Here is a 16,275-nt window from a genome sequence, read left to right as displayed (position 1 = left end):
TTTAGACTTCTTAAGCAGGATGGAAATAATTGTAAATTTCTTGGGCTAACCTTGGGCCAATCCCTGGAACCTCAGCCAGCTGTGCGGCTGTGGCTTGTCGGATGTAATCAACGGAGCGGAAATGTCCTAAAAGCTGCTTTTGTCGATGATGTCCTAACCCGGGGATATCATCTAAACGCGATCGCTTAAATTGCTCACTGCGTTGTTGACGATGAAAACTCACAGCAAAACGATGGGCTTCATCTCTTAACCGGCGCAATAACTGTATTCCTGGTTGTTCCGCATCAGTTTCTAAAGGTTGAGACTCTCCGGGTAAAAAAATCTCTTCTCGTTGCTTGGCCAAACTCACAACCCGCAAGTCTGCTAATAGATTCATTTCCCGCAGAACAGTCACCACCGCAGATAACTGACCTTTACCCCCATCAATCATAATTAAATCAGGCCAATCGGGATTACCCACCCTGGGTAATTGTGGGTCGGCGCTATACTGACGAAATCGCCTATGGATAACTTCAGCTAAACTGGCAAAATCATCTGAATGTCCAGTTGTCACCGTGGGGTTTTTAATTTTGTAGTGGCGATAGTGCTGTTTAGCCGGTAAACCATCAATAAACACAACTTGGGAACCCACAGCATTAGACCCCTGAATGTGAGAAATATCATAACCTTCCATGCGGTGGGGTAAATCTGGTAAATTGAGAATACCCGCTAAATCTGCCATGGCTTCATGGTTGCGATCGCCCAACTTCTGCATTCTCTGTAATTCATACTCAGCATTGCGCTGCACCATCTCAATTAATTCTGCCTTAGTTTGGCGCTGGGGAGCTAAAATTGTGACCTTTCTTCCCTTGCGTTGAGTCAAGATATCTGCCAATATTTCCCCATCTGGTAACTCGCGCTGTACCAAAATATCTGTGGGAATTTCCACCGCATCAGCAGATTGATAATGCTCTTCTAAAACTCGCTGTAAAATTGCTCCCGGTTCAGCTTCGCTATTGGCGATAAATGTCAAGCGTCCTACCAATTTCCCGGCGCGAATCTGAAATAATTGAATACAAGCGTGTTCTCCGTCAGTTGCCAGTGCTAAAGCATCCCGTGAAACTGTATCATCTGGTAAGGAAACTTTTTGATCAGCGGTTAAGGATTTTAACCCAGATATTTGATCACGAATCCGCGCCGCTAATTCAAAGTTTAAGGCTTCAGCTGCGGTTTGCATTTGTGCTGTGAGAATATCAATCAATTCCTGGGTTCTTCCTTGGAAGATCATCGCCACCTTTTCTACAGTTTTGCGGTATTCTGCGGGGGAAATTAACTGTTGACACACACCAGGACATCGCCCTAGGTCATAATTCAAGCAAGGACGGTCTTTAAACAGTGGTTGGCGTCGTTGTCGCAGTGCAAAAATGCGTTTAGATATGCTTAATATTTCTCGTAATAAACCTGTATCTGTATAAGGACCGTAAAACTTATCTTGAGCGTTACCTATTTGACGTTTGCGAGTGATGAAAATCCGCGGATATTCCTCAGACCAAGTAATACAGACATAGGGATATTTCTTGTCATCTTTGAGTAAAACGTTAAAATATGGCTGATGCTGCTTAATTAAGTTGGCTTCTAGGGCTAATGCTTCGGCTTCGGTATCGGTGACAATAAATTCAATCTCCGTCACCTGCTGAACCATGGTAGCTGTACGATGACTTTTGTGATTTCCCTCCCGAAAGTAGGAACGAACACGCGATCGCAATTTCCGTGATTTTCCTATATAGATAATGCGATCGCTCCCGTCGCGCATCAAATAAACACCGGGTTCTGGGGGAATTTCTCCAAGTCGGGCTGATAAACGTTCAGGTTCTTGAAGCAGTGGTACTATTTTATCAGATACATTCACGGTTCAAGTTAGGTGATTTGAGAATATAGTTACTAAAAACATAGTCAAATATTTTTAGCTTGGTAAGGTCTAAACCTGACTGGGCTAACTACAAGCTTCTCTACTGAGTTTCCATCAAAGATAGAGTCCCCACCTACCTTTCTTAATATATTTAGGGAACCATTCAAGTCTGCTGAATATATTTTCCCAGACTTAGACCTAAATAAACCTCTCTTGATTCTTTTACCTAAATACCTAACTTTATTTTAAGTTTATCCTGGGTGTGAAGTTTGAAGAAATTGAGCAATTCTCTCCACAGCGGTTTCCAGTAACGGTGGTTCATGTACCAAAGCAAAGCGGACATATCCTTCTCCAGACTTACCAAAACCAGCGCCGGGGGAAGCTGCTACACCAGTGTGTTTAACTAACTCAGTGCAGAATTGTACAGAATTTTCAGCCCAGGGGGAGGGTAACTTAGCCCAGATGTACATTGTCGCTTCGGGAGTGGGAACGTACCAACCGATACGGTGTAAAGCGTTAATAAAAACATCCCGACGTTTACGGAAAGTATTTACCCCATCTGTGACTCCCCCTTGGGGACCGGTGAGGGCGGCGATCGCACCATTCAAAATACCGCGATACTGATTAAAATCAATGGCTGCTTTGACCAGGCGTAAAGCCTGAATTAACTGGGGATTACCGATGGCGTAGCCTATACGGAACCCCCCCATATTATAGGATTTAGAAAGGGTAAAAAATTCAATAGAGACACTTTTATCTGGGTCAGCTTGTAGGACAGAAGGTGCATTCTTAGTTTCCCCAAATACCAAATCGACATAGGGGAAATCGTGAACTAAGACGAGATCATTTTCCTGACAGAAAACCACAGCTTCTTGGAAAAAAGATAAAGGGGCGATGGCAGTCGTGGGATTATGAGGATAGCTCAATACCATCATTCGGGATTGGTTCAAAACATTTGCGGGAATATCCGCAAATACCGGCAAGAAATTGTTTTCTGCCCTTAGTGGCATTGAGTATATTTGACCACTAGCTAAATGTACTCCCCCTGCGTGGGATGGGTAGCCCGGATCTAGTAATAAGGCGAAATCCCCTGGATTAAGCAGTGCTAAGGGTAAATGGGCGGTACCTTCCTGAGAACCAATGAGAGACAGTACCTCTGTTTCTGGATCAACTTTGATACCAAATTTTTCTTGATACCAGTGAGCAGCAGCTCGGCGAAATGCTTGAGTACCATGAAACAATAAGTAACCGTGGGTACTCGGGTCCGGGAGAGATTGGGCTATAGCCTCAATTACCTGGGGTTGGGCTGGTAAGTCCGAAGATCCTAAGGACAGGTCAATTAACTGCCTTCCCGCTGATAAAGCCACGGCTTTCGCTTTGTCCATATCAGCAAATACATTGGATTGCAGGGGTTGTAAACGGTTAGCAAACTGCATATTAGTCATTAGTCCTTAGTCATTAGTTAGCTACTGCCCCTAGACTAATTATTACTTAAGTTTTCATCTAAAAACTGAAGTAATCTGTCTTTGCCAATCGCTCCTTCTGTGGATGCTAATAGCTTTTCTCCCTGAACGAGTCTAAAGGCTGGTACACCTTCTACTTGGTAGTTTTTCACGGTGCTGGGGTTACGATCGACCTCCATTTTAACTATTTTCAGGCGATCGCTGTACTTGGTAGCTGCGTCGTTAATTAACGGCGACATCAGTTTACATGGGCCACACCAGGAAGCCCAAAAGTAAACTAACACAGGTTGCTCAGACTGCAATACTTCTGATTCAAACTCTTTGTCAGTTATGGTAATTACGCCTTCACTCATGACAGTCTCCATTCAGTGACATTAATCAAAGTTCACACACAATACTTTATCTTAAAACTGGTGGATACTGTTACTAATGTAAAGGTTTATAGCTGATGGTGATTAGATGGCAAAAATAGTTGAATGCTCATGTAACATCCCACAACCTCGGTTGTGGGAATTACGTATAAGTAAGGAAATATGCCTTACATTTGATCTAATTGCCTTTTCAGAACTTCTAAGTCGGCATCAACAACATCATTAGATTTGGCGGTGCTGCTGTCTTGTTTTGGTGATATTTGTGGTTGGTTGGGTGCTGCCGCAGGTGGTAGCATTTGTCGCTTTAATTCTTCTAATTCATAATCAACATCGCTACTTTCCAACCGAGCAAATTGGGTTTCTAAATCCGCACCAGCCAACTCCGCTCCCGCCTGGGCGCGAGCTTCTTGCATCAAGACCTTTTCTTCCATGCGCTCAAATGCGGCCATGGCGCTGCTGGTACTCATCCCCCGCACCATAGTTTCCAGTTTCTCTTGGGCTTTCGCAGAGGTAATGCGCGCCTTAAGCATTTCTTTCTTGGTCTTGGCTTCAGAAATCTTGCTTTCTAGCTGGACTAAGTTACGCTTGAGGGTTTCAGTTTGAGTAGTTTGCTGATCTAAGCTAGTTTTTAGAGCCACACTAGTATCACTAAAACTCTTTTTACGTTCCAGAGCTTGTCGTGCTAGGTTTTCATCCCCCTTTTGCAGGGCTAATTGAGCATTGCGTTGCCACTTGTTGATTTGATTTTGGGTATCATTGTACTGTGTCTCAGTGCGTTTTTGAGCTGCGATCGCCTGAGCCACACCTTGACGCAACTGTACCAAGTCTTCCTGCATTTCCAGGATAGCCTGTTCGAGCATTTTTTCTGGGTCTTCAGCTTTATTCACCAAGTCATTGAGGTTAGAACTGACTACTCGTTTAATTCGATCAAATAATCCCATAATTTTTTTTCCTTTGGCAGTGGACGGATTTTGTGATTAAGTTTTCTTTTTTACTATTTTAGTAGCTGTCTATTTCAGGGTAATCTTTGCGGCTTGGTTCCCTACCTCCTGACACCCGTTACTTTTTAAGATATATCTTAACTGTGGTGATTGCCCAATGTTTACGAGTCTTGACTGGGAGGTAATTGCTGTTGCTGTTGATTTAACGCCTGACCTTTGAGGATTGCTAATTCCCTATCTATGTCACTACCAGCTTCTAGGGAGTCGAATTGTTTTTGTAAATCGTCAGTACCCAGTTGCGCCATGGCTTCTGATTGGGCTTCAAGTTGCAAAACTTTATCTTCCATGGATTGAAAGGCATTGAGACTACTGGTGGCGGAACTAGTATCTAGCATATCCTGGAGTCGGACAGACGCTTGTGCGGAACGGGCGCGAGCTATGTACATATCTTTTTTGGTTTTCGCCTCGCTAATTTTTAATTCTAGCGATCGCATATCCTTTTTTAGTCTAGCTACTATGTCATTTTGCTGCTCTATTTGACTAGATAGAGCCGTAGCGGTTTCTTGGTAAGCTTTGCGTTTAGTTAAAGCTTCCCGTGCTAAAACTTCATTTCCTTGTTGTAGTGCTAATTGAGCGCGGCGATACCATTCTTCTGATGTTGATTGTGCTGCTGCGGCCTGTCTTTCAGTGCGTTTTTGACTGGCGATGGCTTGTGCGACACCTTGTCGCAATTGCACCAAGTTGTCCTGCATCTCCATTACAGCTTGTTCCAGAATTTTTTCTGGATCTTCGGCATTACCTAGCAAACTATTGATGTTAGCGCGAATTATCCGCAGGATACGCTTGATAATTTCCATGTTGACTCTCCATTGATGTTTTGTCCACTGTGCCGCGAGATGGAAACTAGATCCTAGGGGAGAATAATCCTATTTCCCATAGCCATAAACTCAGGAAGATGAATATTGTCTTCATCTTAGCTGACATATTTATCTGTCACAATTTTCAATAAGTCTGCAAAAATCTCAATTTCTCAAAATGTCCTTTAAATCAGTTAATCATATTTTATATGGTCTAAAACAACAGGATAAATGGCAAAAACCACCATTACAGAGCTTGCTAGAGTTATGGCCTGATGTTGTGGGAGAAGTGGTTGCTACCCATACCCGACCATTATCAATTCAGCGTCATGTTTTATTTGTAGCAACTTCTAGCGCTGCTTGGGCGCAAAACATGACATTTGGACGCACAAGTTTGATTTTGAAGTTAAATCAAAATTTGTCGGAGCCTTTGGTGGATATTCGTTTTTCTACTAAAGATTGGCAGCCTCGTCCAGATTACTTACAACCCCATCCTATTATCCCACAGGAGCACCCCAGTTACCTGGGTGATGTCAATAGTTCTCCCAGTCAAACTATACCTACTATTGATAATCCCAAGACTGCTTTTAAATTCTGGGTGAAAAGAATGCAAATGCGATCGCATGGCTTACCCCTTTGTCCACAGTGTCAATCTCCCACCCCTCCCGGTGAACTCGAGCGTTGGGGTGTGTGTTGTGTTTGTGTTTCCCAGCAGTTTTAAATCTCTATGATTCAATAACTATATAGGTTTATTTCCAATTCAACCGCCCATGGTGAATAATCTTGGAGATTTGATGAGACCGACCATACCCGATTCATCAATTTAGGATTTAAATTAAATCCATGATGCTCAGTTTATCTTTGATCCCTAGCTGTTTTTAGTCTTAAATAAGCGTGTAGCCACTCCTGTGATCATTTACATATATAACAAGAATATAAAGATATTGTAAAGTTGATCACGGAGTGGGGATCGCTGAAACATAGGTAAAATAATGACTTTTTGGTGATCTTACCTATTTATCTATAAAGGCACAATATAAGAACAATAGAAATCAATCATAAATTGCATCTTAAAGATGAACACCAATGAAACCCATTAAACCTTTGACATCTGCCTGTAGATATTGTCGTCATTACCAACCAGAAGGTCGCCGCGGCGGAATGTGTCAGCAGTTAGGAAGCCCCGTACAAGCAAGTTGGAAAGCTTGCTCTTTGGCGCTTCCACCTTTTGCACCTTCTTGGGAAAGTTTAGAAGATGCTTGGGGTTTACCAGATGCAACAAGAGTTTTAGGTTCTTCACCAACTCTGGCTACATATCCAGAGAATACTATTACTACCCCTGTAGAAGAAATGGCTACCCACATTTCTCCAGAGGCTAAGACTCAGATGGTGCAAAGATAGTACTATAAAAGCAATACAGTATACTTCTGAGATTTTGATATTTTAAGGTAGCCAAGGAAAGGTGCGAAAATTCGGGGGACGTTTTTCTAAAAAGGCTTGTTTTCCCTCAGAACCTTCTTCGGTCATGTAATACAGTAAAGTGGCGTTCCCTGCGAGTTCTTGTAAACCGGCTTGTCCATCACAGTCAGCGTTGAATGCTGCTTTGAGACACCGAATTGCAATGGGACTTTTTTCTAAAATTTCTTGAGCCCATTGAATACCTTCAGCTTCTAGTTGTTCTACTGGAACAATACAATTAATTAAACCCATATCTAGAGCTTGTTGTGCATCATATTGGCGGCATAAAAACCAGATTTCCCGTGCTTTTTTTTGTCCCACAATACGGGCGAGATAACTGGCACCAAAACCACCGTCAAAACTGCCTACTTTGGGGCCAGTCTGTCCAAAAATAGCATTATCAGCGGCAATGGTGAGGTCACAAATCAAGTGCAGCACGTGGCCACCACCCACAGCATAACCAGCTACTAAAGCAATCACTACCTTGGGTATAGAACGAATGAGGCGCTGCAAGTCCAAGACATTTAAGCGGGGGATACCAGCATCATCAACATAACCCCCCTGTCCCCGGACACTTTGATCTCCCCCAGAACAGAAAGCGTATTTACCATCAGTATGTGGACCATACCCAGTAAGTAATACTACTCCTATATTAGGGTCCTCACGTGCATCACAAAAAGCGTCATAGAGTTCAAAGACGGTTTGCGGACGGAAGGCATTGCGCTTATGGGGACGGTTAATGGTAACTTTAGCAATGCCATCGGTTTTATGATACAGGATGTCTTCGTAGTTTTTGGCTATTTGCCAGTTGATTTCCATGATGTATGAGGAATTTTCGTGAGATTATTCCATAATTTACAAGAATTGCAGCGCTTTTTAACAGTCACCAGCAAGAATCAAGGGTTGGTTTGGTTGCACTGGGGGTAAAATTCCTGAATGAGAAATAGTCAAACTGCAATATCTAGCCCTAATTTCTCTAAAGTTTCTTTTCTCCACTGCGCATCTAATTTCCTATTTGTCCTGAGTTCTAAAACTCTAATTCCCTGATTTGGTAAAATACACAATTTCTGGTGTAAGTTCTGCCAAGAACTAATCAACTCATGCTCTACATTGTATGTAGCGCATAACTGAGCAAAATCTATATTCTGGGGAGTGGCAAAAAATTCTTCAAATGGTGGCTCAAATTTGGCTATGGGTAACATTTCAAAAATCCCCCCACCATTGTTATTAATTAACACAATGGTCAAATGTCCTTGGAATTTGTTCCTAATTAAAAATCCGTTGGTATCATGTAATAAGGCTAAGTCTCCTGTTAACAGCACACTACTTTGATGATGCTGTGCAACTCCTAATGCTGTGGATAGTATGCCATCAATACCATTTGTACCTCGGTTAAAATAAGGTTGCACGCCTAGGTTATTGGGTTTCCAGAAATATTCTACATCCCTGACTGGCATACTATTAGAGATAAATAAGGGTGTTCCTGGGGGCAGAGTTTGCGAAATCAGCCACGCAATTTTACTTTCAATTATTTGGTCTAAATTGGCAAATGTTTGATCAATTTTTTCCCTAATTTGTGTTTCCAGATTACGCCATTTTTGTACATAAATTCCTGGGTTAATATTAACATTTTGCCAGTTATCTATATCTTCTACAGATATCCTTAAATGCGTGGTTTTTCCATGTAAAGGGTCTAAATTATGATGACTAGTATCAATTATCCAGTATTGGGCTTGGGCGGTAGATAGCCAGTGACGCAGTTCTTTACTGGTAGGCATTTCGCCAATTTGAATTACTATTTTTGGTGTTAATTCTTGGGCAAGTTGATGATTACGTAAAATTAGATCGTAGGTAGAAATTAAGTAGGGGTTAAGGCTAGCATAATTTCTGAGTGGGGAAAGTCCCTCAGCTAGAACCGGCCAATTGAGTGTTTGGGAAAGATGGGCGATCGCTTGACAATATTTCTCAGGTTTTTGGGGTTGAGCAACACCAGCAATGATAATCCCCTCCTGAGATTGTAACCACTCTTGGGGAATCGGGAATGGGGAGTGGGGAATGGGGAGAGTATTTTTTGCTATACCACTAAAAAACTCTTCTGGGTGGAATTTTGAGTGTAAACCCCTCAAGTTGATTCCATGGGGAATGGGAGCGAGGGGGTCACGAAAGGGAATATTTAAATGAACCGGACCTGGTGTGGGAATTTGACAGCGTTCCCAAGCATGAATCACGGTTTGTCGCAGATAAGCCAGCATTTTTATGTCTGGGGAGGGTATAGCTAATTCTGCTTGCCAGTTTGGGTAATTACTATATAATTTTACTTGGTCTATGGTTTGCCCAGAATGACAATTTCTTAATTCTTGTGGTCGATCGCTGGTGAATACCAACAATGGTACACGACTTTCTTGGGCTTCAATGATTGCCGGATAAAAATTTGCTCCAGCGGTTCCGGAAGTACAAACTAGTGCTACAGGAACACCGGTGGCTTTGGCTCTTCCCAAGGCGAAAAAGGCTGCTGAACGCTCATCGAGAATAGAAATGGCTTCAATATCAGGTATTTGCTGGACAAAGGCGACTACTAAAGGTGTAGACCGGGAACCAGGACAAATGACTACACAGTTCAATCCCAAGCGTTTGAGTGTCTCGGTCAATATATAAGCCCAAAGTTGATTAACATTCTGATAGGCTGGTGTTAAATCAAGCATAGCCATCCTATCATTTGAAATTCTATTTCCAATCCCTCTGGAAAACTTGAGCTTTTCGGGTGTCTCCTAAATGTTAAATTCCCTTTTAAGGTCTTATGGATTGCATTCATTTAACTAATATTCGCTGCTATGGTTACACTGGATATCTACCAGAAGAACAGGTATTAGGGCAATGGTTTGAGGTGGATGTTAAGTTATGGTTAGATATCTCCACAGCTGCCAAGACTGACGCTATTGAAGATACCCTAGATTATCGTACCGTGATTAGTTCCATACAACATCTGGTAAAAACAGCTAAGTTTGCTTTAGTCGAAAAATTAGTGGGTGCGATCGCTGATTCTATCCTGCAACAGTGCGATCGCATCACACAGGTACAAGTTATTCTCAGTAAACCAGCTGCACCTATTCCCGATTTTGGTGGCAGAATTAGTATTGAAATGACTAAAACCAGGTAAATACTAACACTGGATATCTTGGCATAAAAAATACAATCCTGTTTTGATGAGTATTATTGTCTTAGGCAGTATCAACATAGACTTAGTAGCCACTACACCGCGATTACCAATTGCTGGTGAAACCATATTGGGAAAAACTTTTTTGAAAATACCAGGAGGTAAAGGAGCCAATCAAGCTGTAGCATTAGCCAGATTGGGAATTCCCACTCACATGGTGGGACGTGTAGGCGCAGATAGTTTTGGTGGTGAACTTGTCGATAATTTACAAATTGCTGGGGTACAAACTGATAATATTGTCATTGATAAAACCAGCAGTTCCGGGGTTGCCATGATCACTGTAGATCATAGCGGTGAAAATCACATCGTTGTTATTCCGGGAGCTAACGGACATATTAATCAAACAGATATACAGCGATTATCTCACCTATTACCAACAGCCACAGCATTACTTTTACAACTAGAAATTCCTATTCCCGCTGTAGTAGCAGCAGCTAAAGCAGCTCAAGATGGAAATGTTAAAGTAATTTTAGACCCAGCGCCAGCAACAGTAAATTTACCGGATGAACTTTATCCCTTAGTGGATGTGATCACGCCCAATGCAGTAGAAGCTTCTCAATTAGTAGGTTTTGTGGTAGATAGTAAACAATCGGCAATCAGGGCAGCTAAAGTTTTATTACAAAGGGGTGTAAAATGCGCCATAGTTAAACTAGGTGCGGAGGGTGTTGTCTGTACCACTGCTACAGAAACATTTTTTGTCCCCGCTTTCCCAGTTGATGCTGTTGATACTGTTGCTGCTGGCGATGCTTTTAATGGCGGTTTAGCAGCAGCGCTGTTTACGGGACTTTCTTTACATCAAGCAGTAATTTGGGGTACAGCAGCGGGTGCTTTAGCAGCTACAAAAATGGGCGCACAAACTTCATTACCTGATCAGTTAATTCTTGGTTCTTTCTTGCAGGAACGGGGATTAATTTTTCCAAAAACCAAAGACGTGTAACTAATTGTAAATTATTTGCTTAAACAGAGTAAATATTACTAAATCCCGCTAGACTAAAAGTAGTTGATTTAATGAGGCTTTGATGCAACATGTCACTCCCAAGGAAGCAGCTAAAATCCTTGGTGTCCATGTCTCCAGTCTCAGGAGATGGGAAAACGAAGGCAAACTGAGAGCAATCCGTACACCAGGCGGTCAAAGGCGGTTCATACTCGAAGAAGTCGAAAAAATCGGCGGAATACCCAGGACAATTAAAACTATTTGCTATGGACGAGTATCGACTCATTCCCAGCAAGACGAGCAACGACAACTTGAACACTTACGCACAAGATACCCAGAGGCTGAAATTATTTCAGAAGTTGGAAGCGGACTCAATTTTAAACGGAAAAAATTCCTCGCAATTCTGGAACGAATCATCGACGGCGATATCCAACGTGTTGTCGTTGCCCATCCTGACCGACTTGTCCGATTCGGATTTGAATTGGTTAGGTGGTTATGCACAAAATTTGAGTGTGAACTCGTGGTTCTCAATGACCGCAAGCTCAGTCCAGAACAGGAACTCGTACAAGATATGCTGTCGAGCATCCACTGTTTCTCTAGCAGGTTATACGGGCTTAGAAAATACAAGTCAAGCATCAAAGAAGACTTACAAAAAGAAGTCGCGTCACAAGGAATCGACAAAGCAGTCACCGAACAGTGTATTGAAAATCAGGCTATTTCCTAGCAAGGAATTACATCGAGTCTGGAAGCGTTGGCTTGCTGCTTATCGTTATTACTTCAATCAATGTATCAGTTATCTTCACAATAATTACGATACTCAAGTCAGAGTAATTATTGATCAGAAAACTAGCACAGAAAAAGAAGTCAAGATATCTGCTGAGGAGTTAGATAAAATAGCTCAAAAAATGGATGTACCGCCATGGGTGAAAACCTTACCAGGGCATCAACGTCAAGAAGCTTGTTTTGAGGCATTTGATGCCTTTAAACAGGCTCGCACTCAAGGTGGTAGTGCGAAATTTAAAAGCTGTAAAGCCACCAGCCAAACTATCCAATTCAAGGTTGGTAATTTCAAAAATGGTACTTGGTATCCGCGCACAACAAAAGGTTTAGGTTTTACGACAATTGGTCAAACTATTCCTGAACAATGCGAATATGGCACAGAGCTTGTATACCGTCGTGGTAAGTGGTTTGGTTGCTTTCCTGAATATAAAGAAACTGTACCTACTGGCAGTGATAGGGTAATAGCAGTAGACCCTGGTAATCGCACTTTCTTAACTGGTTTTGATGGCGAGAATGTCTTAGAGATTGGAACCGGAGACATCGGACGCATACAAAGATTGTGTCAGCACCTTGATAATCTCATCAGCCGTTCTACCAAAACAAGATGCCGTCAACGTAGAAAGATGCGTATTGCTGCTAATCGCGTAAGAGAAAGAATTCAGAATTTAATTAAAGATTTGCATAACAAAGCTGTTAACTTGCTGGTTAATTCCTACAAGGTAATTTACTTACCAACCTTTGATTCTAGTCAAATGGTGATTAAAAGACGTAGCGGGAAGAAACGCAAAATCAACAGTAAGTCTGTACGGCAAATGCTGACTCTTTCTCATTACAAATTTGAGCAACATCTTAAACAAGCTGCACAAAGAAAAGGTGTAATAGTGGTTCTTTGCAATGAATCATATACATCAAAAACATGTGGTAACTGCGGTCATGTTCACCATAAGCTAGGTGGACACAAAATTTTTAAATGCCCACATTGCGGAATTCAGGTTTATCGTGATGTGAATGGCGCACGCAATATTTTATTACGTGCTTTGCAAGCAACTGCCTTCACCGTGACCCATGATTCTATCGTGCTTTCTGAGGAGTCAGAATTGACGGATGCCGTAGTTAATCTAGTTTAATCGCTTTGATTAGCTTAAAAGTTGCACTATCAGTAATTACCAATATCCTCCTTCCATAGGTTAGTCTTGCTCTCATGCAATTCATCCACTTTCCGGCTTTTTCATCTCAATATTAGGAAATAATATTAACAACTTCTTGCCAAATCGTCACAGGGTTAAAGGGTTTGGTAATTACTCCAGCAACACCCATGGAGGCAAAACGTTGCTGATCCTGTGATAGTACCTTAGCAGTTACTAAAATAACTGGTATTGATCGGGTAGCACTATCACCTTGCAACTTTTCCCAAACTTGAAAACCATCCATATTTGGCATAGATACATCTAATAATATCCCATCGGGGGATTCTAATTTAGCTTTGAGTAAACCTTCTTCTCCCGATGTCGCTATTATAGCTTGCCACTGGGCAAACTTTTCTAAACATACTCGTAATACAGCACAAATGTCTTTTTCATCATCGATGATCAAAATTTTTTTTGTCATGGATTTCTTCTAGGTATAGTAAAATAAAATGTGCTCCCACTACCTAAAACACTTTCTGCCCAAATTCGACCTTGATGATGTTCAACAATGCTTTTACAAATTGCTAGACCTAGACCTGTACCACCTTTTTGGCGAGCATCAGAAACATCAACTTGTTGAAACCGTCCGAAAATCGCTTCTAATTGTTCCGAGGGAATACCTTTACCTTGATCTCTAACTGCAAAGAGAACTTCTTGGTCAATTACACTCACTGATAATTCCACAATACCACCAGGACGGGAAAACTTAATGGCATTCCCTAATAAATTAGTTAGGGTTTGGATCATGGATCTACAATCAGCAAAGATTTGAATATCGGGGATACTGGACTTAAAAGTAATCCCTGCATTTGCAGCGACTGGTTGTAAGTCTTCCAGGGTTTGTTTTGCCAGATTTTCCAGATCACACCACTGAAAATTGATTTTTAGTTGACGAGATGTTAAGCCTTCTAAAGTGAGGATATCATTGACTAAATCTAAAAGGCGATCGCTGTTATTGATGGCAATTTGCAGCATTTGCTGCTTTTGTAATGGTTCATGATCTAAAACCCCAGTTGCTAAAATGCCTAAAGCCCCTTTAATAGAGGTCAGGGGTGTCCGCACTTCATGGCTAACAACGGAAATAAACTCATATTTTATCTGCTCGATTTCGTGACGTTCACTGATATCTTGAATTTGAGCGATAAAGTGAAGTGCTTCCTGATCTTTGTTTCTCACCAGAGATACACTGCTTAATGACCAAATAATATTTCCTTGCTTGTCTAGATAACGCTTTTCCTCTTGAAATTTATTAATTTCCCCAGTTAGACATTTTTGGACTAAATTAAGGCATTTTTGCGAATCCTCAGGATGTGTGATGTCTACAAAAGTCTTAGTTAATAACTCCGATTCACTGTAACCCAGGAGATCACATAAGGATTGATTCACCCGCATATATTTACCTTGAGTATTGACTATAGCCATCCCGATACCAGCATCTTCAAAAGCACTACGAAACCTGGCTTCAGTTTCTAGCAAGGCTGTCTCTGATTTTTTGCGATCAGTAATATCTTTAATAAAAGTAATTACGTAATTTTTTTGATTCAGAACTATGAGTTCACAACAAACTAAAACAGTTTTGATTTCTCCAGATTTGGTGACACCATACAACTGGAGATTACGTACATATCCTAGAGATTCGATTTTTTCCTCAATTAACTTCAGATGATGTTCATTAGCCACAAATGGTAAATCTCTATAGTTATGACCAATAATCTCTGAACTATTATAACCTGATAATTCTAAAAAAATAGGGTTTACATCTACAATTTTCTGCTCAGTAATATCATAAATACAAATAGCATCAGGACTAGTTAGAAATATCTTGCGGAATTTATCTTCTGAATCGATTTGTGACTGTCTCAACGCCATCATATCCATTTGTATTTCTTCAGCAACTTGGAATAAAGATTGTGCTGGTACTAAATCATCCTGGGGAGACAATATCCCATTTGATTGGGAAAATGCTGGTGATTTTTCCTGAACCAGTAATTGTTTAGCAACTTGACTTAAATCTAAAATCGGTTTCATCACCCAAGAATATAAAATCAAACCTAAAGTCAGGGCTAAGAATAATGTGATGATTCCCAATGATAAACTGTTATATATATTAGATTGAATATCTGTAATAAAGTCTGCTTCTGGTAATACAGATATAATTAACCAATCCAAACCATATTTATCTTGATAGGGAAAAACATGAGCAAAATAACGTTGATTATTTTCATCAATGAACTGAAACTTATGATTCTCAATAAGCTTAAAGTTAGTCCAGCGTTTGTGTAATTCTTTAGCGGTACTAGCAATGATGTGATTACTACTATTCACAGCTTTTAACCGCACTAATTCTACACCATCAACATTTTTCACAAAAGGGCGCTCTTCTGTAGATGTAGCTATCACATCCCCAGAACGTTCAATAATAAATGACTCTCCCGATGGTGAAAAATCCAAGTTTTGTAAAAACAGGCTGATATCATCAAGGACTAAATCACAACCTACAACACCGATAAATTCACCATTGCGATACACTGGAGCCACCGCGGAAATACTGGCTGTATCAATGTTGAAAAAAGGGTATACTGGTGACCAGGTTTGTTGACCTTGAGCTTGAGCAATTTTGTACCAAGGACGTGTTACTGGTTTATATGATGTGGTGTACTCAGGGATATTTTTGGCCAACTTTCCCTCTTCATTCAGCATATAAAAATTTAGTTTTCCAATCTGAGATGGATCTACACCTCCACCTAGCCAGGAATCTGGTGGTGCTACCAATCCAAATCTATCTTTAGCTACAAAAGTATAGCTACCATTACTCCCACCAAAATCAATATTAGTGGGAAGTTGGTAGAGTTTAAGTTGTTGGAAGAAATGCAATCTTAACTCTTCTCCATTGTCCGGGTTAATATGTCCTTGCTCAATCCCGTAGCGATTCATAGCTACTAATTTGTGTGGTATTTCCAGATATGTAGTTAAGCGATCGCTAATTTGCTGTGTTGTTGATGAGATCAATTTCATGAGTAATTTGTTCACTGCTGTTTGTCCAGTCTGATAAGAAAGATAACTAACAGTGCTGACACTGAGCAAAATGATACCCATGTAAGGTACAATAAATAACGTCCGCAGAGGAATTCTGCCGAGTAATGTGATTATTAACTGGGAGTTTATACGCAAGACTTTCATGA

At 41.0% G+C, this 16,275-nt stretch carries 15 protein-coding genes; 6 read left to right on the top strand and 9 right to left on the bottom strand.

Annotation, left to right across the window (positions count from 1 at the left end):
• Positions 1 to 10: 10 nt before the first annotated feature.
• From uvrC to IM676_RS01150, 5 genes are all read right to left on the bottom strand, one after another.
• Positions 11 to 1,888 (bottom strand): excinuclease ABC subunit UvrC, encoded by a 1,878-nt coding sequence (gene uvrC, locus IM676_RS01170; protein WP_200988614.1) that lies wholly within the window; start codon positions 1,886 to 1,888, stop codon positions 11 to 13.
• 251 nt (positions 1,889 to 2,139) lie between these two features.
• Positions 2,140 to 3,333 carry an LL-diaminopimelate aminotransferase gene (locus IM676_RS01165; protein WP_225880423.1) on the bottom strand — a complete coding sequence of 398 codons (1,194 nt, stop codon included), beginning with the start codon at positions 3,331 to 3,333 and terminating at the stop codon, positions 2,140 to 2,142.
• 35 nt (positions 3,334 to 3,368) lie between these two features.
• Positions 3,369 to 3,704, bottom strand: a complete 336-nt coding sequence (locus tag IM676_RS01160) for a thioredoxin family protein (RefSeq protein ID WP_200988613.1) — start codon at positions 3,702 to 3,704, stop codon at positions 3,369 to 3,371.
• A gap of 185 nt (positions 3,705 to 3,889) precedes the next feature.
• Entirely contained in the window at positions 3,890 to 4,663 is a 774-nt protein-coding gene (locus IM676_RS01155; protein WP_200988612.1) for a PspA/IM30 family protein, read from the bottom strand.
• 161 nt (positions 4,664 to 4,824) lie between these two features.
• Positions 4,825 to 5,520, bottom strand: coding sequence for a PspA/IM30 family protein (locus IM676_RS01150; protein WP_200988611.1), 696 nt, complete (start codon positions 5,518 to 5,520; stop codon positions 4,825 to 4,827).
• Positions 5,521 to 5,698: 178 nt separating this feature from the next.
• Between IM676_RS01150 and IM676_RS01145 the strand changes: the two genes are divergently transcribed.
• Both IM676_RS01145 and IM676_RS01140 read left to right on the top strand, forming a co-directional pair.
• A complete protein-coding gene (locus tag IM676_RS01145) occupies positions 5,699 to 6,241 on the top strand; it encodes a DUF721 domain-containing protein (protein WP_200988610.1) in 543 nt (180 codons plus the stop codon).
• Between the two features lie 365 nt (positions 6,242 to 6,606).
• On the top strand, positions 6,607 to 6,921 hold the full coding sequence (locus tag IM676_RS01140) for a hypothetical protein (RefSeq protein WP_200988609.1): 315 nt from the start codon (positions 6,607 to 6,609) through the stop codon (positions 6,919 to 6,921).
• 42 nt (positions 6,922 to 6,963) lie between these two features.
• On the opposite strand, the gene menB is transcribed toward IM676_RS01140, so the two are convergent.
• Positions 6,964 to 7,797 (bottom strand): 1,4-dihydroxy-2-naphthoyl-CoA synthase, encoded by an 834-nt coding sequence (menB, locus tag IM676_RS01135; RefSeq protein WP_200988608.1) that lies wholly within the window; start codon positions 7,795 to 7,797, stop codon positions 6,964 to 6,966.
• A gap of 128 nt (positions 7,798 to 7,925) precedes the next feature.
• Complete coding sequence (gene menD / locus IM676_RS01130) at positions 7,926 to 9,680, bottom strand: 2-succinyl-5-enolpyruvyl-6-hydroxy-3-cyclohexene-1-carboxylic-acid synthase (protein ID WP_200990028.1); 1,755 nt, start codon at positions 9,678 to 9,680, stop codon at positions 7,926 to 7,928.
• Positions 9,681 to 9,775: 95 nt separating this feature from the next.
• On the opposite strand from menD, the gene folB reads away from it, so the two are divergent.
• The 4 genes from folB to IM676_RS01110 all read left to right on the top strand — a co-directional run bounded on the left by folB (position 9,776) and on the right by IM676_RS01110 (position 13,033).
• Positions 9,776 to 10,135, top strand: a complete 360-nt coding sequence (folB, locus tag IM676_RS01125) for a dihydroneopterin aldolase (RefSeq protein WP_200988607.1) — start codon at positions 9,776 to 9,778, stop codon at positions 10,133 to 10,135.
• 46 nt (positions 10,136 to 10,181) lie between these two features.
• A complete protein-coding gene (rbsK, locus tag IM676_RS01120; protein WP_200988606.1) occupies positions 10,182 to 11,129 on the top strand; it encodes a ribokinase in 948 nt (315 codons plus the stop codon).
• Between the two features lie 79 nt (positions 11,130 to 11,208).
• Complete coding sequence (locus IM676_RS01115) at positions 11,209 to 11,850, top strand: IS607 family transposase (RefSeq protein ID WP_404799812.1); 642 nt, start codon at positions 11,209 to 11,211, stop codon at positions 11,848 to 11,850.
• Complete coding sequence (locus IM676_RS01110) at positions 11,828 to 13,033, top strand: RNA-guided endonuclease InsQ/TnpB family protein (RefSeq protein WP_200988604.1); 1,206 nt, start codon at positions 11,828 to 11,830, stop codon at positions 13,031 to 13,033. The genes IM676_RS01115 and IM676_RS01110 overlap by 23 nt, the downstream gene beginning before the upstream one ends.
• Positions 13,034 to 13,145: 112 nt before the next feature.
• Here the strand turns inward: IM676_RS01110 and IM676_RS01105 are convergent, their stop codons facing one another.
• Both IM676_RS01105 and IM676_RS01100 read right to left on the bottom strand, forming a co-directional pair.
• Positions 13,146 to 13,514 (bottom strand): response regulator, encoded by a 369-nt coding sequence (locus IM676_RS01105; protein WP_200988603.1) that lies wholly within the window; start codon positions 13,512 to 13,514, stop codon positions 13,146 to 13,148.
• A complete protein-coding gene (locus IM676_RS01100; protein WP_200988602.1) occupies positions 13,511 to 16,273 on the bottom strand; it encodes a PAS domain S-box protein in 2,763 nt (920 codons plus the stop codon). Before IM676_RS01100 ends, IM676_RS01105 begins: the two co-directional genes overlap by 4 nt.
• Positions 16,274 to 16,275: the final 2 nt, after the last annotated feature.

It is taken from the genome of Anabaenopsis elenkinii CCIBt3563, assembly GCF_015245355.1.
GTDB classification, from domain to species: Bacteria; Cyanobacteriota; Cyanobacteriia; order Cyanobacteriales; family Nostocaceae; genus Anabaenopsis; species Anabaenopsis elenkinii.
The sequence above is the reverse complement of the archived record's forward strand: the minus strand, read 5'-3'. Positions and strand labels throughout refer to the sequence as shown.

Coding starts and splice junctions, on each gene's coding strand:
- IM676_RS01145 (WP_200988610.1), top strand. CDS start 5,699: ATGTCCTTTAAATCAGTTAATCATATTTTATATGGTCTAAAACAACAG.
- menD (WP_200990028.1), bottom strand. CDS start 9,680: ATGCTTGATTTAACACCAGCCTATCAGAATGTTAATCAACTTTGGGCT.
- folB (WP_200988607.1), top strand. CDS start 9,776: ATGGATTGCATTCATTTAACTAATATTCGCTGCTATGGTTACACTGGA.
- IM676_RS01150 (WP_200988611.1), bottom strand. CDS start 5,520: ATGGAAATTATCAAGCGTATCCTGCGGATAATTCGCGCTAACATCAAT.
- IM676_RS01165 (WP_225880423.1), bottom strand. CDS start 3,333: ATGACTAATATGCAGTTTGCTAACCGTTTACAACCCCTGCAATCCAAT.
- menB (WP_200988608.1), bottom strand. CDS start 7,797: ATGGAAATCAACTGGCAAATAGCCAAAAACTACGAAGACATCCTGTAT.
- IM676_RS01100 (WP_200988602.1), bottom strand. CDS start 16,273: ATGAAAGTCTTGCGTATAAACTCCCAGTTAATAATCACATTACTCGGC.
- IM676_RS01160 (WP_200988613.1), bottom strand. CDS start 3,704: ATGAGTGAAGGCGTAATTACCATAACTGACAAAGAGTTTGAATCAGAA.
- IM676_RS01105 (WP_200988603.1), bottom strand. CDS start 13,514: ATGACAAAAAAAATTTTGATCATCGATGATGAAAAAGACATTTGTGCT.
- IM676_RS01155 (WP_200988612.1), bottom strand. CDS start 4,663: ATGGGATTATTTGATCGAATTAAACGAGTAGTCAGTTCTAACCTCAAT.
- IM676_RS01140 (WP_200988609.1), top strand. CDS start 6,607: ATGAAACCCATTAAACCTTTGACATCTGCCTGTAGATATTGTCGTCAT.
- rbsK (WP_200988606.1), top strand. CDS start 10,182: ATGAGTATTATTGTCTTAGGCAGTATCAACATAGACTTAGTAGCCACT.